Source organism: Streptomyces sp. HUAS YS2 (assembly GCF_033343995.1).
GTDB classification, from domain to species: domain Bacteria; phylum Actinomycetota; class Actinomycetes; order Streptomycetales; family Streptomycetaceae; genus Streptomyces; species Streptomyces solicathayae.
In genome coordinates this window covers 6,087,145-6,107,284 of sequence record NZ_CP137573.1, presented here as the reverse complement: position 1 = coordinate 6,107,284, position 20,140 = coordinate 6,087,145, and the positions used below count along the sequence as shown (strand labels likewise).

The following is a 20,140-nucleotide window of genomic DNA, read 5'->3' as shown; positions in this document are numbered from 1 at the left end:
TACGACGGGGGCCGACAGGCTCACACAGCCCGGCGGCCCCCGCAAGGGTACGACGGATCGTCGCTACCGCATACTCACTGCAGGCGTCACTGGTCGCGGAACCGGACGATCTTGACGAACTCCTCCGAGTCCAGCGCCGCGCCGCCCACCAGGGCGCCGTCGACGTCCGGCTGCGCCATGATCGCGGCGACGTTCCCGGCCTTCACCGAGCCGCCGTACTGGATGCGGACCTGGTCGGCCAGCTCCTGCGAGTACAGCTCCGCGAGCCGTCCGCGGATCGCCCCGCAGACCTCCTGGGCGTCCTCCGGGGTGGCGACCTCGCCGGTACCGATGGCCCAGACCGGCTCGTACGCGATCACGATCGACTCGGCCTGCTCGGCCGGGACGTCCTTCAGGCCGCCGTCGAGCTGCGCGAGGGTGTACGCGACCTGGTTCCCGGCCTTGCGGACGTCCAGGCCCTCACCGACGCACAGGATCGGGGTCACGCCGTGCTTGAACGCCGCCTTGACCTTGGCGTTGCAGAGCTCGTCCGTCTCGTTGTGGTACTGACGGCGCTCCGAGTGCCCGACGGCCACATAGGAGCAGTTCAGCTTGGCCAGCATCGGGCCGGAGATCTCGCCGGTGTAGGCGCCGGAGTCGAACGCCGAGATGTCCTGGGCGCCGAACTTGATCTTCAGCTTGTCGCCCTCGATCACGGTCTGCACGGACCGCAGGTCGGTGAAGGGCACCAGGACCGCGACCTCGACGGCGTCGTAGTCCTTGTCGTTCAGGGCGAAGGAGAGCTTCTGGACGTGCGCGATGGCCTCGAGGTGGTTGAGGTTCATCTTCCAGTTGCCCGCCATCAGCGGGGTGCGCGTGGTCATGGGTGGGTCAGTCCTCCAGTGCGGCGAGGCCGGGGAGCGTCTTGCCCTCGAGGTACTCGAGGCTGGCGCCGCCGCCGGTCGAGATGTGGCCGAAAGCATTCTCGTCGAAGCCCAGCGTGCGCACGGCGGCGGCGGAGTCTCCGCCGCCGACGACGGTGAAGGCGCTGCTGTCGACGAGGGCCTGCGCGATCGCGCGGGTGCCGCCGGCGTAGTCGGGGTGCTCGAAGACGCCCAGCGGACCGTTCCAGAAGACGGTCTCGGCGTCCGCGATCTTCGAGGCGTACAGCTCGCGGGTCTTCGGGCCGATGTCGAGGCCCTCCTTGTCGGAGGGGATCGCGTCGGCGTCGACGGTGATGTAGTCGGCCGGGGTCTTGCCCTTGAGGTCGGGGAACTCCGCCGAGGCCAGGATGTCGACCGGGAGCACCAGCTCGACGCCGTTCTTCTCGGCGCGCTCCATGTACTCGGTCACGGTCGGGATCTGGTCCTCCTGGAGGAGGGAGATGCCGACCTCGTAGCCCTTGGCCTTGAGGAAGGTGTAGGCCATGCCGCCGCCGATGAGGATGCGGTCGGCCTTGCCGAGCAGCTCGTCGATGACGGCGAGCTTGTCGGAGACCTTGGCGCCGCCGAGCACCACCACGTAGGGGCGCTTGACGTCGCTGGTCAGCTTCTCCAGGACACCGACCTCGGTGGCGATGAGGTAGCCGGCCGCGTGCGGCAGGCGGGCCGGGAGGTCGAAGACCGAGGCGTGCTTGCGGTGCACGGCACCGAAGCCGTCGCCCACGTACAGGTCGGCCAGCTCGGCGAGCCGGTCGGCGAAGGCGCCGCGCTCGGCGTCGTCCTTCGAGGTCTCCCCGGCGTTGAACCGGAGGTTCTCGATGACGGCGACCTGGCCGTCGGCGAGGCCCGCGACGGTGGCCTTGGCGGAGTCGCCGACCGTGTCGGTCGCGAACGCCACTTCGGTGCCGAGCAGTTCGCCGAGCCGCCGTGCGGCCGGGGCGAGCGAGAAGGCCGGGTCCGGGGCGCCCTTGGGACGGCCCAGGTGCGAGGCGACGACCACCCGGGCGCCGGCCTCGGCGAGCGCCTTGATCGTGGGCTGCACGGCGCGGATGCGGCCGTCGTCGGTGATCGTGTCGCCGGCCAGCGGCACGTTGAGGTCGGCGCGGACGAACACCCGCTTACCGGCCACGCCCTCGGCGAGCAGCTCGTCGATCGTCTTCATGGGGTTACTGACTCCTTGCAGGTCGGAACGGGCGCACACACGGCAGGGCCCGGACAGTGCATCTTTGCACTGCCCGAGCCCTGCGGTTACATCGAGATGCCTAGGCCGGGATCGCTCAGAGCTGGTCGCCGACGAAGACGGTGAGGTCGACGAGGCGGTTGGAGTAGCCCCACTCGTTGTCGTACCAGCCGAGGATCTTCACCGAGTTGCCCTCCTGAACCATGGTCAGGGAGGCGTCGAAGGTGCAGGAGGCCGGGTCGCTCACGATGTCCGAGGAGACGATCGGGTCCTCGGTGTAGTAGAGGATGCCCTTGAGGTCGCCGTCCTCCGCGGCCTTCTTGAACGCGGCGTTGACCTCGTCCTTGGTGACCTCGCGCTGCAGCTGCACGACGAGGTCGGTGGCCGAGCCGGTCGGGACCGGGACGCGCATGGCGATGCCGTCCAGCTTGCCCTTGAGCTGCGGCAGGACCAGGGCGGTGGCCTTGGCGGCACCCGTCGTGGTCGGGATGATGTTCTCCGCGGCGGCGCGGGCGCGGCGCAGGTCCTTGTGCGGGAAGTCGAGGATGCGCTGGTCGTTGGTGTACGCGTGGACCGTCGTCATCAGGCCGCGGACGATGCCGAAGTTCTCGTCGAGGACCTTGGCCATCGGCGCCACACAGTTCGTGGTGCAGGAGGCGTTGGAGATGACGTTGTGGTTCGCCGGGTCGTACTTGTCCTGGTTGACGCCCATCACGATGGTGATGTCCTCGTCGGTGGCCGGAGCCGAGATCAGGACCTTCTTCGCGCCGCCGGCGATGTGCTTCTCGGCGTCGGCCTTCTTGGTGAAGATGCCGGTCGACTCGATGACGATGTCGACGCCCAGCTCGCCCCACGGGATGTCGGCGGGGTTGCGCTCGGAGAGCACCTTGATGGTGTGGCCGTCGACCGTGATGGTGTCGGCGGTGTGCGTGACCTCGGCCTTGAGACGGCCCAGGATCGTGTCGTACTTCAGCAGGTGCGCGGTGGTCGCGGTGTCACCCAGGTCGTTGACAGCCACGATCTCGATGTCGGCACCCTGCTCAAGGAGCGCGCGGAAATAGTTGCGACCGATACGGCCAAAGCCGTTGATGCCTACGCGGATCGTCACGAACCGATCTCCTCGTTAGGTACGCCGGTTTCGACGCCGGCGAGTTCTTTTTTAGGGATGTCCCCGACCGCCTCCGACCCTACCTCTCTCAACGCCTGAGAGTGACATCGCGTGCAGGTCCGGACCCCTCTAATTGCGTCGTGGCCCATACCTACCGACGGGTTCGGGCCACGACGCGGCCTTTGTCCTGATCACTCACCGTGATCAAAATAGCGGGTGGTCGCTCAGCCGTGCAGCACTCCGAGCGCCTCTCGCATGAGCGCACCGCGCTCATCTGTGCGCACTACGTGTTCGAGCCCGAAACCGAGCAGAACGGTGTCACGCGTGGTGACCGCGGCCTGCGAATGGAAGAGGCCGGGAGAGCGCGCCCAGTCGTTGCCGTTGCCCGGGCTGCCGGCCGGCGGCCCCGGTACGGACCACGCGCCGAGCGAGGTCTCGAAGCCCTCGGCCCCGGTGGCCGTGCCGCCGACGACGAGCTTGGTGTCGTCGACGAACACGCCCATCTCGTTGGTCCCCGGGTCGGAGATGTACGAGATCGACAGCTCGACCTGCTTGCCCGCGTAGGCGCTCAGGTCGATCGAGGCCTGCTGCCAGCCGTTGGACGCGCCGGTGAAGGCGTTCCACGCACCGCTGGTGCCGGTGGTGGCACAGCCGTCCCCGCCGACCGTGAGGTAGTGGCCGAGGAAGGGGTGGCCGCGGACGTAGTAGCCCTCGCCGCAGTCGGCGGGGGCGGTGGTGGAGGTGCCGCCGTTGGCGTCGGGCAGCGTGGTCCAGTCGTCCTGGCCGACGGTGTGGGCCTCGACGACGAGGTTGTCGTACCCCTCCTCGGTGTCGTAGCTGACCTGGAACTGGAGGCTGGGCTTCGCGGTGGCGTCGACCGCGGTGAGGTCGACGGTGCGGCTGAGCCGCATCCACGCGTTGTCCGCGTGCCGCGCGGCCGCGAACGAGGAGCCCTCGTACGGCTCGAACGGGGTGCGGACGCCGGGGTAGTCGCCGCCGGAGGCGCTGCGGAACTGCGGGAACTGCCCGGGGTTCAGGGTGTCCGACGTGACCGTGTACGCGCCGGCGTTGTCGAGCGGGTTGCCCTCGGCGGCGCCGAGGGTCGCCGAGGCTCCGGCGAAGCCACCCGATCCGGCGAACGAGCCGGCGTTCTTCAGCCCCGCCCGGTGGAAGGCACCGAGGTAGTACTGGGCGAAGTCGTTGGAGTCGGCGCGGCCGATGTCGACGAGCCCGCCGGACTTCTCGCCGGCGTTGATCAGCTTGCCGCCCTCGTTGAGGTAGTCGCGGACGGCGAGCATGACGGGCCCGGAGGGCCGCTCGGCGCCGGTGTACCAGACGACGGTGCGGAAGTGGCTCAGTACGCCGAGGGCATGCGGCACGCCCTGGGTGGCGACGTCCCAGACGGCCGCCTTGCGGCCGCTGTCGGCGAGGGCCCTGACGTACGCGGCGGTGTGCTGCGCGGCGGCGGTGCCGCCCTCCTCGGCGAGGACGAGGACGTCCCCGCGGGGCCGCTCGGCGACCTTGTACGTGAACGGCGCCGACGAGGTGCGGGCGCCCTCACGGGTGCGTGCGGTGAACCAGACCTCGACGGTGTCGCCGGGGCGGGTGTCCTCGACCTCGGCGCGGTACCGGTCGAAGTAGAGGTTGTCGTCGCCGCCGTAGGTCTCGCCGCCCCGCCAGGGCTCCAGGCCCTCGGAGTGCGTACGGCCGCCGTTGATCCGGTACTTGAGTTCCTTGCCGCGCAGCGACTTCTTGGCGGTCACCGAGACCTCCTGGTCGCCGCCGCGGGCGTAGGAGGTGGTGAAGGGGTCCGGGGTGAAGTCGGCCGCGGGCGTGCCGACCGGCGAGGCGGGGGTGTCGGGCCGGGTGGCGGACTCGGCGACGGCCAGCGCGAACGGGATGTTCTTGGCGAACTCCTGCTGGATCAGCTTCTCGTCGTCCGGGAAGTTGAAGACGGACTCGCAGTCGGCCGGGTCCCAGGCGTCGTTCGGGTCGACGCGGGAGGCGGTGGCGCAGGTGGACATCTCCGGGGTGAACATCTGCATGCGGTTGACGTTGGCCGCGTGTCCGTCGGCCTCGCCGTTGGTGGTGTACAGCTCGGAGGAGACCTGCGGCCGGTAGCCGGGCACGGCGGAGTTCTGCGGGGTGCCGGCGAGGGCCTTGAGGGCCACGTCGTCGGGGGTGTCGGTGGCGACCTGCCAGCCGACGCCGTACAGCAGCAGCTGGGCGGCGGAGTGGTAGTTGATGCCGTACTGGAAGCCGATGCGGCGCTGGAAGGCGTCCAGGGCCTTGGTCTCGGGCTCGGACATCGGGCCGGTGCCGCGGAAGGTCTCGTCGGCCGGGTCGGGCGACGAACCCTCGTTGTCGTAGCCCCACTTGTAGGCGAAGTTCCGGTTGAGGTCGACGCCGTCGCCGGGGGCGATGCGGCCGTCGCCGTTGTTGTCGTGCAGGTTCTTGCGCCACTGGCGTTCGCCGTCGGGCTGGTGCGTGTAGTCGTAGCCGTCCGGGTTGGCGGAGAGCACGAACCACAGCTCGGTGGAGTCGACGATCTTCGTGAGGCGCTGGTCCTTGCCGTAGCCGTCGAGGTAGTGGTGCATCAGCCGGCGGGTCATCTCCGGGGTGATCCACTCACGGGCGTGCTGGTTGGACATGTACAGCGTGGCCGGCTTGACGCCGTCCTTGGACTTCTTCGCGTCCTTGGAGACCTTGAGGGCGAGGATGTCCTGGCCCTTGAGGGTCTTGCCGATGGAGACGACCTTGGTGATCCCGGGGTGGGCCTGGGCGGTGGCCAGGATCTCCTGCTTGAGGCCGCCCGCGCCGCCGTACGGGCGGAACACGCCGTCCCCGGCGGCCGCGACCCGCTTGCGGGACTGCGCGGAGAGGGTGTGCCGGGCGAGGTCGACGCCCTTGCCCCGGAGCTGTCCGGCCTGCTTGTCGGTGAGGTAGAGCTCGACGGTGGCGGTGCCCCGGTCGGGGACCTGTTCGCTCAGTTCGTGCCCGTCGGCCCCGGATTCGAGGATCAGCGGCACCTGTTCCTTGGCGACCTTCGCACGCCATACGGAGAGGGCGTCGCCGTCCCCGTCGTTCTGCGCCGCTCCGGCGGCGGGCGCCGCGGCCAGTCCCGCGATCAGCAGTGAAGCCGCGGCGAGGATCGATCTCGCTCTGCGTCTCATAAGCCCCCCTTGCTGTTGTCTGCCACGAAAGTGAACAGACGCCAGGCTCTTGGGCACCCATGGGACTGTCAAGAGTGCGTGCGGCGCGTCGGAAACACCGCTGCCGGTGCCTCAGAAAGGCACCGGCAGCAGGGAATTGGGGATTCCGGCGGACTCAGCCGACCAGGCTGTCGTCCAGTTCCTCCGAGAGGTTGGACTCGGTCCCGGGAATGCCCAGGTCCTGCGCCCGCTTGTCGGCCATCGCGAGCAGCCGGCGGATCCGGCCGGCCACCGCGTCCTTGGTCAGCGGCGGGTCGGCGAGCGCGCCCAGCTCCTCCAGCGAGGCCTGCTTGTGCTCCATCCGCAGCCGGCCCGCGGCCGCCAGGTGCTCGGGCACCTCGTCGGCCAGGATCTCCAGGGCGCGCTGCACCCGGGCGCCGGCGGCGACCGCCGCGCGGGCCGAGCGGCGCAGGTTCGCGTCGTCGAAGTTGGCCAGCCGGTTGGCGGTGGCCCGGACCTCGCGGCGCATCCGCCGCTCCTCCCAGGCCAGCACCGACTCGTGCGCGCCGAGCCGGGTCAGCAGCGCGCCGATCGCGTCGCCGTCGCGGACCACCACCCGGTCCACGCCCCGCACCTCGCGGGCCTTGGCCGCGATGGACAGCCGCCGGGCCGCGCCGACCAGCGCGAGGGCGGCCTCCGGACCCGGGCAGGTCACCTCCAGGGAGGAGGAGCGTCCGGGCTCGGTGAGCGAGCCGTGCGCCAGGAAGGCGCCGCGCCAGGCCGCCTCGGCGTCACAGGTCGCCCCGGACACCACCTGCGGCGGCAGGCCGCGGATCGGCCGGCCGCGGCCGTCGACCAGGCCGGTCTGCCGGGCCAGCTGGTCGCCGCCGGCCACCACCCGCACCACGAACCGGGAGCCGCGCCGCAGCCCGCCGGGAGCCATCACGATCAGCTCCGAGCTGTGCCCGAAGATCTCCAGGATGTCGCGCTTGAGGCGCCGGGCCGCCATCGCGGTGTCCAGCTCCGCCTCGATCACGATCCGCCCGCTCACCAGGTGCAGCCCGCCCGCGAACCGCAGGATCGACGAGACCTCGGCCTTCCTGCAGCAGGTCCGGGTGACGGGGAGCCGGGAGATCTCGTCCTTCACCGCTGCCGTCATCGCCATGGGCCGATCCTTCCATGCATCCGAAAAATACGGTCGTACGCGGCGGCCAACAGCTCCGGATCGTGCTTCGGAGCACCATCGGGCCGGGCCACGGGCGCCAGCTCGAGCGCGGCGCCGAGCCGCTTGGCGGCGTCGACGAGGGGCTCCCTGGCTGACACGTCGGGCACGGCGGCCTCGTCGGCCAGCACCACGTCCAGGGCGAGTTTAGGGGCGTGTCGCCCCAAAACCTCCAAATGACGCTGCGGAGAGAAGCCCTCTGTTTCTCCGGGTTGCGGCGCGAGGTTCAGCGAGAGCACCCGGCGGGCCCTCGTCTCGACGAGCGCGTCCAGCAGTTCCGGCACCAGGAGGTGCGGAATCACCGAGGAGAACCAGGAGCCGGGGCCGAGCACCACCCAGTCCGCGTCGAGCACCGCGGCGACGGCCTCCGGCACGGCCGGCGGGTCGTTCGGCACCAGGTGCACGGACTGCACCTCGCCCGGGGTGAGCGCGACCGTCGCCTGGCCGCGGACGGTGTCCACCTCGTCCGGGCGCGCCGGATCGTGCCCCTTGACCAGGGCGCGCAGCTCCAGCGGCACCGCCGACATCGGCAGCACCCGGCCCTGCGCGCCGAGCAGCCGGCCGACCAGGTCCAGGGCCTGGACCGGGTCGCCGAGCTGCTCCCAGAGCGCGACGATCAGCAGATTGCCGACGGCGTGGCCGTGCATCTCGCCCTGGGACTGGAAGCGGTGCTGGATGACCCGGGCCCAGGTCTGGCCCCAGTCGTCGTCGCCGCACAGCGCTGCGAGCGCCTTGCGCAGGTCCCCGGGGGGCAGCACGCCCAGCTCCTCGCGGAGCCGGCCGCTGGAGCCGCCGTCGTCGGCGACGGTGACCACGGCGGTCAGGTCACCGGTGATGCGGCGCAGGGCGGCGAGGGACGCGGACAGGCCCATCCCGCCGCCCAGCGCGACGACCTTCGGTTGGGCGCCGCGCCTGCGGAGCGTACGTACGGAGAGGGTGGACGTACGCCGGCGGTACGGTTTCACTCGCGCCCCATGTCCCGGTGGACGACCACGGTCTCGACCCCTTCCGCGGCGAGGCGGGCGGCGAGCTTCTCGGCGGTGGCCACGGAGCGGTGCTTGCCGCCCGTGCAGCCGACGGCGATGGTCACGTACCGCTTGCCCTCGCGGCGGTAGCCGGCGGCGATCAGCTGGAGCAGCTCGGTGTACCGGTCCAGGAACTCCTTGGCGCCGGGCTGGTTGAAGACGTAGTTCGAGACCTCCGCGTTGAGCCCGGTGAACGGGCGCAGCTCGGGGACCCAGTGCGGGTTGGGCAGGAACCGCATGTCGACGACGAGGTCGGCGTCGACCGGGAGGCCGTACTTGAACCCGAAGGACATGACGGTGGCCCGCAGCTCGGGCTCCTCGTCGCCGGCGAACTGGGCGTCCATCTTGGCGCGCAGCTCGTGCACGTTGAGGCTGGAGGTGTCGATCACCAGGTCGGCGTCGCCGCGCAGCTCGCGCAGCAGGTCCCGCTCGGCGGCGATGCCGTCGGTGATCCGGCCGTCGCCCTGCAGCGGGTGCGGGCGGCGGACCGACTCGAAGCGGCGGACCAGCGCCTCGTCGGAGGACTCCAGGAAGACGATCCGCCGGGTGACCTGCTTGGAGTCGAGGTCCGCGAGGGAGTCGCGGAGGTTGTCGAAGAACCGCCGGCCGCGGACGTCCACGACGACGGCGATGCGGGCGACATTGCCCTGGGAACGGGCGCCGAGCTCCACCATGGTGGGGATCAGCGCGGGCGGCAGGTTGTCCACGACGAACCAGCCGAGGTCCTCCAGACACTTCGCCGCGGTGGACCGGCCGGCGCCGGACATGCCGGAGATGATCACCAGCTCGGGGATGGCCGCCTCGGCAGCCTCGCCGGGCTCCTTCGTCGTGCCCGTACTCACGTGTCCTGCTCCGTCTTCTCGGTCGTGCTCGGTCATCCTGTGCTGCCCCCGTCTTCCATGATCTCTCCTGTCGCGGTGTTCACGGCGGGCGCGGCCGGGGCGGCCGTCGCGAGGGCCGCGGCGACGGCCTCGGCCGTCTTCCGGCCCATGCCGGGCACCTCGCAGATCTGCTCGATTGTCGCCTGCCGGAGCCGCTTCACCGAGCCGAAATGCTTGATCAACGCCTGTTTGCGGGTCTCTCCGAGGCCGCGGACGTCGTCCAGGGGGCTGCTGCGGACCCGCTTGCTCCGCTTGGACCGCTGATAGCGGATGGCGAAGTCGTGAGCCGTGTCACGCACCCGCTGGAGGAGATACAGGCCCTCGCTGGAGCGGGGCAGGACGACCGGGTCGTCGTCGCCGGGCAGCCAGACCTCCTCCAGCCGCTTGGCGAGGCCGCAGACCGCGACGTCGTCGATCCCCAGCTCGTCCAGGGCGCGCCGGGCGGCGGCGACCTGCGGCCGGCCGCCGTCGACGACGACGAGCTGCGGCGGGTACGCGAAGCGCTTCGGGCGGCCGTCCTCGTCCCGGCCCTCGCCGGGGGCGGGCACCTCGCCGGACACTACGGGACCGTCGACGGGGACCTCCCCGTCGACCGGGACGGCCCACTCCCCCGTCTTCTCCTTCTCGGCGAGGTACCGCTTGAAGCGGCGGCCGATCACCTCGTGCATCGAGCGGACGTCGTCCTGGCCCTCGAAGCCCTTGATCTGGAAGCGGCGGTACTCGCTCTTGCGGGGCAGGCCGTCCTCGAAGACGACCATGGACGCGACGACGTCCTCGCCCTGGAGGTGCGAGATGTCGAAGCACTCGATGCGCAGCGGCGCCGAGTCCAGGTCGAGGGCCTCGGCGATCTCCTCCAGGGCCCGGGAGCGGGTGGTCAGATCGCTGGCCCGCTTGGTCTTGTGCAGCACGAGGGCCTGCTGCGCGTTGCGCGCGACCGTCGCCATCAGGTCCTTCTTGTCGCCGCGCTGCGGGACGCGCAGCGACACCTGGGAGCCGCGGCGGCCGGAGAGCCACGCGCCGACGCTCTCGGCGTCCTCCGGCAGGGCCGGGACGAGGACCTCCTTGGGCACCGCGTCGCCGCTCTCCTCGCCGTACAGCTGCTGGAGCGCGTGCTCGACCAGGCCCGCGGTGTCCACGGCCTCGACCTTGTCGGTGACCCAGCCGCGCTGGCCGCGGACCCGTCCGCCGCGGACGTGGAAGATCTGGACGGCGGCCTCCAGCTCGTCCTCGGCCAGCGCGATCAGGTCGGCGTCGGTGGCGTCGGCGAGGACGACCGCGTTCTTCTCCATGGCCCGGCGCAGGGCCTCTATGTCGTCACGGAGCCGGGCGGCCCTCTCGTACTCCATCTCCTCGGCCGCCGCCGTCATCTGCTTCTCCAGGCGGCGGATGTACGTGCCGGTCCGGCCGGCCATGAAGTCGCAGAACTCCTCGGCCAGTTCGCGGTGCTCCTCCGGCGTGACCCGGCCGACGCAGGGGGCCGAGCACTTGCCGATGTAGCCGAGCAGGCAGGGCCGGCCGGCCGAGGCCGCGTTCCGGAACACCCCTGCGGAGCAGGTCCGTACGGGGAACACCCGAAGCATCAGGTCGACGGTCTCGCGGATCGCCCAGGCGTGCGCGTACGGCCCGAAGTAGCGCACGCCCTTCTTCTTGTGGCCGCGCATGACCTGGACCCGCGGGTACTCCTCGTCGAGCGTCACCGCGAGGTACGGATAGCTCTTGTCGTCCCGGTACTTGACGTTGAACCGGGGATCGAACTCCTTGATCCAGGAGTACTCCAGCTGCAGCGCCTCGACCTCGGTGGAGACGACCGTCCACTCGAGGGAGGCGGCGGTGGTGACCATCGTGGCCGTGCGCGGGTGCAGGCTCGCCAGGGGCTGGAAGTAGTTGGCGAGGCGCTGGCGCAGGGACTTGGCCTTGCCGACGTAGATCACCCGGCGGTGCTCGTCGCGGAACTTGTAGACCCCCGGCGAGTCGGGGATCTGTCCCGGCTTGGGGCGGTAGCTGGAGGGGTCTGCCATGGCACCCACCCTACTGGCGGGCACCGACACTCCGGGCCGCCGCGCTCGTTGCCCGGACATGACGAATGGGGCATCGGGCAGGCTGACGGACCGGGCGTGTGTGATCACTGGCGCGGCGAGCGGGATCGGACGGGCGACGGCGGAGCGCTTCCTCCGCGAGGGGGCCCGGGTGGTGGCCGCGGATCTGGACGGCGAGCGGCTCGGGCGGCTCTTCGCGGGGCGCGACGGAGTGGTGACGGTGGTCGGCGACGTCGCGCGGGAGGACGACGCCCGGCGGATGGTCGCCGCGGCGGTGGAGTCGTACGGGCGGATCGACGTGCTGGTCGCCAACGCGGGCGTGATCCCGCTGCTGGACGTGGTGGAGGCGACCGCCGACGACTGGGACCGGGTGATGGCCGTGGACGGCCGGGGCATGTTCCTGACCTGTAAGTACGCGATCGAGGCGATGGCGGGTCAGGAGGGCGGCGGCGCGATCGTGTGCACGTCGTCCATCTCCGGGATGGCGGGGCAGGCCCGCCAAGCGGTCTACGGACCGGCGAAGTTCGTGGCGAGCGGCCTGACGAAGCACCTCGCCGTGGAGTGGGCGGCGCGCGGGATCCGGGTGAACGCGGTGGCCCCCGGCACGATCGAGACGGAGCGCGTCGCGGCGGCCCGGGTGGAGCCGGGCGGGCCGGAGTACCTGGATGAGGTGGCCCGCGCCCACCCGATGGCCCGCTTCGGCACTCCGGAGGAGGTCGCCGCCGCGATCCTCTTCCTCGCCTCGGACGAGGCGAGTTTCGTCACCGGGGCGATCCTGCCGGTGGACGGGGGGTATCTGGCGCAGTGAGCGGTCGGACGGGAGCGGTGCTCGTCACGCCTCGGGGCCGGCGACGAGCTTTCCGCCGACGACCCGGACCGGGACGGCGGGCAGCGGGTTGGTGGCCGGACCCTTGAGCGCCTTGCCGTCGGTCACGTCGAAGCGGCTGCCGTGGCAGGGGCAGTTGCCCTCGTTGTCCTCGATCTTGTCGAGGACGCAGCCGGCGTGCGTGCACTGGGCGCTGAACGCCTTGTACCGGCCCTTCGCCGGGCAGTGCACGAGGAGCCGCTGCTCGCGGTAGAGCTTCGCGCCGCCGACCGGGACCTCCTCCGGCGCGCCGAGCTCGACGGGCGCGGTCGGGGTCGGGGTCTGCGCGTGGCCGAGCTTGGACTCGGTGGAGCAGGCGGCGACGCCCAGCCCGGCGGTGCCCGCGAGGGCCGCGCCCTTCAGGACGGTGCGGCGGGCGGGGGTCTGGCCGGACATGAGCGCTCCACGGTGGGGATCGGGGCAAGGGGGCACCAGGGGTGCCGAACCGACGATACCGGCGCGGTTCGGCGGCCCTTCGTGGGGGCCGCCCCAGGTGACCGGGCAGGCCCAGGCCGGTACGCGCGACGCGTACCGGCCGGACGGCGCGCGCGGGCGGAGGGGCCCATGCCCCGCCCGCGCGCCGTCGCGACGCTCAGGCCTTGCGGGCCCGGGAGGCGGTCTTCTTCGCGGCCGTCTTGGCGGCCGTGACCTTCTTCGCCGTGACCTTCTTCGCTGCGGCCTTCTTCACCGGCGTGGAGTTGACCGCCTTCTTGGCTGCCGGCTTCTTGGCGGCCGGGGCCTTCCGCGCCGCCGGGATGGTCGCGTCGCTGATCCGGTCCGCGCCGAGGATCTCCCGGAGGAACTTGCCGGTGTGGCTGGCCGGCACCGAGGCGACCTCCTCCGGGGTGCCCTCGGCGATGACCAGACCGCCGCCGCTGCCGCCCTCGGGGCCCATGTCGACGACCCAGTCCGCGGTCTTGATGACGTCGAGGTTGTGCTCGATGACGATCACCGAGTTCCCCTTGTCGACCAGACCCGACAGGACCTTGATCAGCTTCGAGATGTCCTCGAAGTGCAGACCGGTGGTCGGCTCGTCGAGCACGTAGACCGTGCGGCCCGTGGAGCGCTTCTGCAGCTCGGAGGCGAGCTTGACGCGCTGCGCCTCGCCGCCGGAGAGCGTCGGCGCGGACTGGCCGAGCCGAACGTACCCGAGACCGACCTCGTTGAGCGTGCGCAGGTGGCGCGCGATGGTCGGGACCGCCTCGAAGAAGTCCAGCGCCTCCTCGATGGGCATGTCGAGGACCTCGGCGATGGACTTGCCCTTGTAGTGGACCTCCAGGGTCTCCCGGTTGTAGCGGGCGCCGTGGCAGACCTCGCACGGGACGTAGACGTCCGGCAGGAAGTTCATCTCGATCTTGATGGTGCCGTCGCCGGAGCAGTTCTCGCAGCGGCCGCCCTTGACGTTGAAGGAGAACCGGCCCGGCAGGTAGCCGCGGACCTTCGCCTCCATCGTCTCCGCGAACAGCTTGCGGACGTGGTCGAAGACGCCGGTGTACGTCGCCGGGTTGGACCGCGGGGTGCGACCGATCGGCGACTGGTCGACGTGCACGACCTTGTCGACGAGGTCGTCGCCGTCCACCCGGGTGTGCCGGCCGGGCACCGACTTCGCGCCGTTCAGCTCGCGCGCCAGGTGCGTGTAGAGGATGTCGTTGACCAGCGTGGACTTGCCGGAGCCGGAGACGCCGGTGACGGCGGTGAGCACGCCCAGCGGGAAGGACACGTCGATGTCCCGCAGGTTGTTCTCCCGCGCCCCGTGCACGGTGAGCTGCCGCGAGGGGTCGATCGGCCGCCGGATGTCCGGCGTCGCGATGGCCTTCTTGCCGGACAGGTACTGCCCGGTCATCGACTCCTTGTTGGAGAGCAGCTCCTTCAGCGGGCCGGAGTGGACGACCTTCCCGCCGTGCTCGCCGGCGCCGGGGCCGATGTCGACGACCCAGTCGGCGATCTTGATGGTGTCCTCGTCGTGCTCGACGACGATGAGCGTGTTGCCCATATCCCGGAGCCGGACCAGGGTCTCGATGAGCCGGTGGTTGTCGCGCTGGTGCAGGCCGATGGAGGGCTCGTCCAGGACGTACAGCACGCCGACCAGTCCGGAGCCGATCTGGGTGGCGAGCCGGATGCGCTGGGCCTCGCCGCCGGACAGCGTGCCGGCGGCGCGGTTGAGCGAGAGGTAGTCCAGGCCGACGTCGACCAGGAACCGCAGCCGCTCGTTGACCTCCTTCAGGACCCGCTCGGCGATCTTCTTGTCGCGGGCGTTGAGGGTCAGCTCGCCGAGGAAGTCGGCGCACTCGCTGATGGACATCGCCGAGACCTCGGCGATGGACCGGTCCATGACCGTGACCGCGAGGACGATCGGCTTGAGACGGGTGCCCTCGCAGGTGGGGCAGGGCACCTCGCGCATGTAGCCCTCGAAGCGCTCGCGGCTGGAGTCGCTCTCGGCCTCGCTGTGCCGCCGCTTGACGAAGGAGACCGCGCCCTCGAAGGCAGGGGTGACATAGGCCCGCTCGCGGCCGTACCGGTTGCGGTAGCGGACCTCGACCTGGGTCTTGTGGCCGTGCATCAGGGCCTTCTTGGCCCGCTGCGGGAGGGCGGCGTACGGGACGTCGGTGCCGAAGTTCAGCGCCTGGGCGAGCCCGCCGATGAGCCGGCCGAAGTACTCCTTGGTGTGGCCGTGCGACCAGGGGTGGATGGCGCCCTCGTCGAGGGACTTCTCCTCGTCGGGGACGATCAGGTCCGGGTCGACCTCCATGCGGGTGCCGATGCCGGTGCAGTCCGGGCAGGCGCCGAAGGGCGAGTTGAAGGAGAAGGAGCGGGGCTCCAGCTCCTCGAAGGAGAGGTCGTCGTACGGGCAGTACAGGTGCTCCGAGTACATCCGCTCGCGCTCGGGGTCGTCCTCGGGGAGGTCGACGAAGTCGAGCACGACCATGCCGCCGGACAGGCCGAGCGCGGTCTCGACGGAGTCGGTGAGCCGGCGCTTCGCGGAGTCCTTGACCGTGAGGCGGTCGACGACCACCTCGATGGTGTGCTTCTCCTGCTTCTTCAGCGTGGGCGGCTCGGTGAGCTGGATGGTCCGCCCGTCCACCCGGGCGCGGCTGTAGCCCTTGGTCTGGAGGTCGGAGAAGAGATCGACGAACTCGCCCTTGCGCTCGCGCACCAGCGGCGAGAGCACCTGGAACCGGCTGCCCTCGGGCAGTTCGAGGACCTTGTCGACGATGGCCTGCGGCGACTGGCGCGAGATGGGCCGGCTGCACTTGGGACAGTGCGGCTTGCCGATGCGGGCGAAGAGCAGTCGGAGGTAGTCGTAGACCTCGGTGATGGTGCCGACCGTCGAGCGCGGGTTGCGCGAGGTCGACTTCTGGTCGATCGAGACGGCGGGCGAGAGCCCCTCGATGAAGTCGACGTCCGGCTTGTCCATCTGGCCGAGGAACTGCCGGGCGTACGAGGAGAGGGACTCGACGTAACGGCGCTGCCCCTCCGCGAAGATCGTGTCGAACGCGAGCGACGACTTGCCCGACCCCGAGAGCCCGGTGAAGACGATGAGGGAGTCACGCGGGAGGTCGAGCGAGACGTTCTTGAGATTGTGCTCGCGAGCGCCACGGACGATGAGACGGTCGGCCACGCCGGTCCGCACCTTTCTTGAGAGAGCGGATGTGCCTGAACACCCAACACTCAAGGATGCCGGATGCTTCCATCGAGCCTATAGCACGCACATTCGATTTCCGGACGCTTCTTGCCCGCTTCACCCGAACGAGTGGCGGCAGCTAGGGTCGGCGCCATGATCGACCATGTGCGCGACCTGGCCTCCGTACGCGAGGCGACCGACCGGCTCCTCGACGCGGCCGTCTCCCTGGACAACGCGGCGCTCGCCGAGCCGTCACGGCTTCCCGGGTGGACCCGGGGCCACGTCCTGGCCCACCTCTCCCGCAACGCCGACGCCCTGGTGAACGTTCTCCGGGGCCTGCCCATGTACGAGGACGCCGCGACCCGCGACGCCGACATCGAGCGCGACGCCACCCGCCCGCTCGACGTCCAGCTCGCCGACCTGCGGGAGAGCGCCGAGCGCTTCGCCGCGGTGGGCGCCGAGCCCGCCGACTGGGACCGGAAGGTGGAGCTGCGCAACGGCGTCGTCGACGCGGCCCGGCGCATCCCCTTCCGCCGCTGGGTCGAGGTGGACCTGCACCACGTCGACCTGGGCATCGGGTACGAGCTGGAGAACCTGCCGGACGAGTTCACCGAGCGCGAGATCGCCTTCCTCGCCGACCGCTGGTCCGGCCGCCCGGACGTGCCGCCGGTGACGCTCACGTCGCACCCGGGCGGGCCGAGCTGGACCACCGGTGGCACGGAGGGGACCCCGGTCGCCCTGGAGGGCTCCTACGCCGATCTGCTCGGCTGGCTGTCCGGCCGCGGCGACAAGGGCGCCCACCTCGCCGTCCTCTCCGGCGACGGTCTCCCGGAGCTCCCCCCGCTATAGGCTGATTCCATGACGTACAGCGGAGCGGTGAGGGTCGGCGGACCCGCGGACGTGCACGAGCTGAAGGACCTGATGATCTCGAAGGTCGCGGTCGGTCCGATGGACAACAACGCGTACCTGCTGCGCTGCCGGGCGACCGGCGCACAGCTGCTCATCGACGCGGCCGCAGAGCCGCAGACCCTCCTCACGCTGATCGGCCAGGACGGCATCGCGTCCGTCGTCACCACCCACCGGCACGGCGACCACTGGCAGGCCCTGGCGGAGGTCGTGGCGGCGACCGGCGCGGTCACGTACGCCGGCGCGTACGACGCCGACGGGATCCCGGTCACCACCGACGTCCGGGTCCAGGACGGCGACGTCGTCCAGGTCGGCGATGTCGAGCTCACCGCGCGCCACCTGGTCGGGCACACGCCCGGCTCGATCGCGCTCATCTACGACGACCCGCACGGCCACCCGCACGTCTTCACCGGCGACTGTCTGTTCCCCGGCGGGGTCGGCAACACGTGGAAGGACCCGGAGGCGTTCGCGAGCCTGATCCGCGACGTCGAGACCAAGCTCTTCGACGCCCTGCCGGACGAGACCTGGGTGTACCCGGGCCACGGCAAGGACACCACGCTCGGTGACGAGCGGCCGAAGCTCCCGGAGTGGCACGAGCGCGGCTGGTAGCCGCCGGGGGCGCCTTGGACGGACGGAGCGCGTGGCCAGGGGCCGCGCGCTTCCGTACGCCCCCGTAACCGCGAGGCGGCCCGGGTAGTTGGCGCGGCATGCGCCCTGGTCACTCTCCGCACACCGACGCCCCGCCCTCGCAGGGGCGACCGCCCTCCATGGGGCGGCTCGCCGCCGCCTCGCTCGCCGGCACGGCCGTCGAGTTCTACGACTTCTTCGTCTACGGCACCGCCGCCGCGCTGGTGCTCGGCCCCCTGTTCTTCCCGACCTTCTCGCCGCTGGCGGGCACGCTGGCCGCGTTCGGCACCTTCGCCGTCGGTTTCCTCTCCCGTCCGATCGGCTCGGCCCTGTTCGGGCACATCGGCGACCGGTACGGGCGGCGGCCGGTCCTGTTCGCCTCGCTGCTGCTGACGGGCTGCGCCACCGTCGCGGTCGGCTGCGTCCCCTCGTACGCGACCCTCGGAATCGCCGCCCCCGTCCTGCTGCTCGTGCTGCGCTTCCTCCAGGGGCTGGGCCTCGGCGGGGAGTGGGGCGGGGCGGTGCTGCTCACCGCCGAGCACGCTCCCGCCCGTCGGCGCGCGCTGTGGACGAGCTTCCCGCAGGTCGGCCCGGCGATCGGCTTCCTGCTGGCGAACGGCGTGATGCTGGCACTCTCGGCGACGCTCACCGACGCCCAGTTCCGCGCGTGGGGGTGGCGGGTGCCGTTCTGGGCGGCCGGCCTGCTGGCCGCCGGCGGGCTGCTGCTGCGCTCCTCGCTGCGGGAGACCCCGCAGTTCACGGAGCTGGCCGAGGCGGGGAAGCGGGCGAGCGCCCCGCTGGCCGAGGTGGCGCGCGGCCACTGGCGGCTGGTGCTGCTGACGGCCGGGGCCCTGGCGGTCGGGTACGCGGTCTTCTACACGGTCTCGACGTGGGCCCTGGCGTACGGCACGGAACGGCTCGGGGTCGACGGGACGGTGATGCTGGGCTGCATCATGGCGGCGGTGGCGATCAAGGGCGCGGTGACGCCGTTCATGGCGATGCTGGGCGACCGGTACGGGCGGCGGCCGCTGTGCCTGATCGGCTGCGCGGCCTCGGCGGTGTGGACGTTCCCGATGGTGGCGCTGCTGCAGACCGCGCAGCCGCTGCTGATGTTCCTCGGGTTCGTGGGCGCGCTGCTGGCGTTCATCACGATGTTCGCGGTGGTGGCGGCGTATCTGCCGGAGCTGTACGAGCCCCGGGTGCGCTGCACGGGCGCGGCGGTCGGCTACAACCTGGCGGGCGTCCTGGGCGGGGCGCTGACGCCGATCGTGGCGACGGCGGTGTCGGGCACCGGCGGCTCGGGGCCGCCGTGGGCGGTGGCCACGTATCTGACGCTGGTGGCCCTGCTCAGCCTGGGCTGCTTCGCGCTGCTGCCGGAGACGCTGCCGGCCGCGGAGAAGGCCCGGGACGCCTCCGAGGCCCCGGAAGCCGGTGAAGCCGCCCCGGCCTGAACGGCCGGGGCGGCTTCCGGAGGGACGCGGTCAGACCTCGATGCTGTCCTTCGGGTCGCTCTCCGGGGTCTCGTCCGCCTCGTTCCTCGCCTGCTTCTTCGAGGCGATCAGGCTGGTGATCGTGGTGACGACCAGGACGCCGCAGATGACGGCCAGCGAGACCGGGATGGAGATCTCGGGGACGTGCACCCCGGACTCGTGCAGCGCGTGCAGCACCAGCTTCACGCCGATGAAGCCGAGGATCGCCGACAGACCGTAGCTGAGGTGGACCAGCTTCTTGAGCAGGCCGCCGATCAGGAAGTACAGCTGGCGCAGACCCATCAGGGCGAAGGCGTTGGCGGTGAAGACGATGTACGGGTCCTGGGTCAGGCCGAAGATCGCGGGGATCGAGTCCATGGCGAACAGCACGTCGGTCATGCCGATGGCGAGCATGACGACCAGGAGCGGCGTCATGACCTTCTTGCCGTGCTGCAGGACGAAGAGCTTGGTGCCGTGGTAACGGTCCGCGACGCCGAACTTCTTCTCGATGGACTTCAGGAGGCGGTTCTCGTCCCAGTCCTCCTCGTCCTCGTCCGTCATGGCCTCCTTGATGAGCTTCCAGGCGGTGTAGATGAGGAAGGCACCGAAGAGGTAGAAGACCCACGAGAAGTTCGAGATGATCGCGGCGCCCGCCGCGATGAAGATCGCGCGCAGCACCAGGGCGATGAGCACGCCCACCAGCAGCACGCGCTGCTGGAGCTGGGTCGGCACCGCGAACTTCGCCATGATCAGGATGAAGACGAAGAGGTTGTCGACGCTCAGCGACTTCTCGGTGATGAAGCCCGCGAAGAACTCGCCCGAGGCCTGACTGTTCCCGAAGACGAGCAGGCCGAGTCCGAAGAGCACGGCGAGGACGATCCAGACGACCGTCCAGATTCCGGCTTCCTTGACCGACACGTCATGGGGCTTGCGCCCGATGAAGAAGTCGATCGCGATCAGGGCGGAGAGACCGAGAATGGTCACCACCCAGAGGGTCATCGATACGTCCACTGCGCCTCCGGCTTCGTACGGCTGGTGATCAGCGTCGCCGCTGCCGGAGGTCTCTTCCACCCGGGGAAACCGGGCCGGCGCCCCGGGACCGGATCCAGGTCATCCGTCCGTATTGA

15 protein-coding genes are annotated in these 20,140 nt (G+C 70.8%); 4 read left to right on the top strand and 11 right to left on the bottom strand.

From position 1 onward, the window contains the following. Positions 1–86 precede the first annotated feature (86 nt). The 8 genes from tpiA to uvrC all read right to left on the bottom strand — a co-directional run bounded on the left by tpiA (position 87) and on the right by uvrC (position 11,506). A complete protein-coding gene (gene tpiA / locus R2D22_RS28255) occupies positions 87–863 on the bottom strand; it encodes a triose-phosphate isomerase (protein ID WP_318107512.1) in 777 nt (258 codons plus the stop codon). A 7-nt stretch (positions 864–870) separates the two neighbouring features. Then, positions 871–2,082, bottom strand: a complete 1,212-nt coding sequence (locus R2D22_RS28250; RefSeq protein WP_318107511.1) for a phosphoglycerate kinase — start codon at positions 2,080–2,082, stop codon at positions 871–873. Positions 2,083–2,197: 115 nt separating this feature from the next. After that, positions 2,198–3,208, bottom strand: coding sequence for a type I glyceraldehyde-3-phosphate dehydrogenase (gap, locus tag R2D22_RS28245; RefSeq protein WP_318107510.1), 1,011 nt, complete (start codon positions 3,206–3,208; stop codon positions 2,198–2,200). 224 nt (positions 3,209–3,432) lie between these two features. Then, the gene (locus R2D22_RS28240; protein ID WP_318107509.1) at positions 3,433–6,381 is read right to left on the bottom strand and encodes a M14 family metallopeptidase; all 2,949 of its coding nucleotides are present in this window, start codon (positions 6,379–6,381) and stop codon (positions 3,433–3,435) included. Positions 6,382–6,535: 154 nt separating this feature from the next. After that, positions 6,536–7,525: a DNA-binding protein WhiA gene (gene whiA, locus R2D22_RS28235; RefSeq protein WP_147977487.1), complete on the bottom strand. Its 990-nt coding sequence runs from the start codon at positions 7,523–7,525 to the stop codon at positions 6,536–6,538. Further along, on the bottom strand, positions 7,516–8,547 hold the full coding sequence (locus R2D22_RS28230; protein ID WP_318107508.1) for a gluconeogenesis factor YvcK family protein: 1,032 nt from the start codon (positions 8,545–8,547) through the stop codon (positions 7,516–7,518). The genes whiA and R2D22_RS28230 overlap by 10 nt, the downstream gene beginning before the upstream one ends. Continuing rightward, positions 8,544–9,485, bottom strand: a complete 942-nt coding sequence (rapZ, locus tag R2D22_RS28225) for an RNase adapter RapZ (protein ID WP_318107507.1) — start codon at positions 9,483–9,485, stop codon at positions 8,544–8,546. Before rapZ ends, R2D22_RS28230 begins: the two co-directional genes overlap by 4 nt. Beyond that, positions 9,482–11,506: an excinuclease ABC subunit UvrC gene (gene uvrC, locus R2D22_RS28220; protein WP_318107506.1), complete on the bottom strand. Its 2,025-nt coding sequence runs from the start codon at positions 11,504–11,506 to the stop codon at positions 9,482–9,484. Before uvrC ends, rapZ begins: the two co-directional genes overlap by 4 nt. Here uvrC and R2D22_RS28215 point away from each other — a divergent pair. Further along, positions 11,505–12,332, top strand: a complete 828-nt coding sequence (locus tag R2D22_RS28215; protein ID WP_318107505.1) for an SDR family NAD(P)-dependent oxidoreductase — start codon at positions 11,505–11,507, stop codon at positions 12,330–12,332. The genes uvrC and R2D22_RS28215 overlap by 2 nt on opposite strands. Positions 12,333–12,356: 24 nt before the next feature. On the opposite strand, the gene R2D22_RS28210 is transcribed toward R2D22_RS28215, so the two are convergent. Together R2D22_RS28210 and uvrA are read right to left on the bottom strand one after the other, a co-directional pair. After that, positions 12,357–12,785 carry a Rieske (2Fe-2S) protein gene (locus tag R2D22_RS28210; protein WP_318107504.1) on the bottom strand — a complete coding sequence of 143 codons (429 nt, stop codon included), beginning with the start codon at positions 12,783–12,785 and terminating at the stop codon, positions 12,357–12,359. A 196-nt stretch (positions 12,786–12,981) separates the two neighbouring features. Then, positions 12,982–16,008, bottom strand: coding sequence for an excinuclease ABC subunit UvrA (gene uvrA / locus R2D22_RS28205; RefSeq protein ID WP_318107503.1), 3,027 nt, complete (start codon positions 16,006–16,008; stop codon positions 12,982–12,984). 156 nt (positions 16,009–16,164) lie between these two features. Between uvrA and R2D22_RS28200 the strand changes: the two genes are divergently transcribed. The 3 genes from R2D22_RS28200 to R2D22_RS28190 all read left to right on the top strand — a co-directional run bounded on the left by R2D22_RS28200 (position 16,165) and on the right by R2D22_RS28190 (position 18,995). Next, complete coding sequence (locus R2D22_RS28200) at positions 16,165–16,860, top strand: maleylpyruvate isomerase family mycothiol-dependent enzyme (RefSeq protein WP_318107502.1); 696 nt, start codon at positions 16,165–16,167, stop codon at positions 16,858–16,860. Positions 16,861–16,869: 9 nt separating this feature from the next. After that, a complete protein-coding gene (locus tag R2D22_RS28195) occupies positions 16,870–17,526 on the top strand; it encodes an MBL fold metallo-hydrolase (RefSeq protein ID WP_318107501.1) in 657 nt (218 codons plus the stop codon). Positions 17,527–17,684: 158 nt separating this feature from the next. Then, positions 17,685–18,995, top strand: coding sequence for an MFS transporter (locus R2D22_RS28190; RefSeq protein WP_318107500.1), 1,311 nt, complete (start codon positions 17,685–17,687; stop codon positions 18,993–18,995). Between the two features lie 30 nt (positions 18,996–19,025). Here the strand turns inward: R2D22_RS28190 and R2D22_RS28185 are convergent, their stop codons facing one another. Further along, positions 19,026–20,024, bottom strand: coding sequence for a TerC family protein (locus R2D22_RS28185; RefSeq protein ID WP_318107499.1), 999 nt, complete (start codon positions 20,022–20,024; stop codon positions 19,026–19,028). Positions 20,025–20,140: the final 116 nt, after the last annotated feature.